We start from the raw sequence: 254 nt of genomic DNA, 5'->3' as shown, positions 1-254 counted from the left end.
CCCGTAGCAGCATCAATATAAGTCGTGCTGGTTGTCTGGCTGCTGTTACCGGCTTTAATTGGTGCCATGGCGTTAGAACCGTCCATCAGTTCCAGGCTAACCTGGCCAGCAGTACCGCTTACGTTTTTCAGGTGGCCGGTAACCACATCAACACTTGGGCCTGCTTCAAAGAAAGCCGAAACTGTTTTCAGGGTGCCAGCACAGTTGCTCAGTGCCATGTTAAAGCCGGTGCTGCCTGCAACCTGGTTAGCAGA

At 52.8% G+C, this 254-nt stretch carries 1 pseudogene; it reads right to left on the bottom strand.

Annotated elements, in window-relative coordinates:
* Positions 1–254, bottom strand: a pseudogene (locus V2A85_RS24760) (type 1 fimbrial protein); the annotation flags it as partial.

The organism is Yersinia sp. 1252 StPb PI (assembly GCF_048593885.1).
GTDB lineage: Bacteria > Pseudomonadota > Gammaproteobacteria > Enterobacterales > Enterobacteriaceae > Yersinia > Yersinia enterocolitica_E.
Note: the sequence above shows the minus strand (reverse complement) of the source record. Positions and strands in the feature narration are given on the sequence as shown.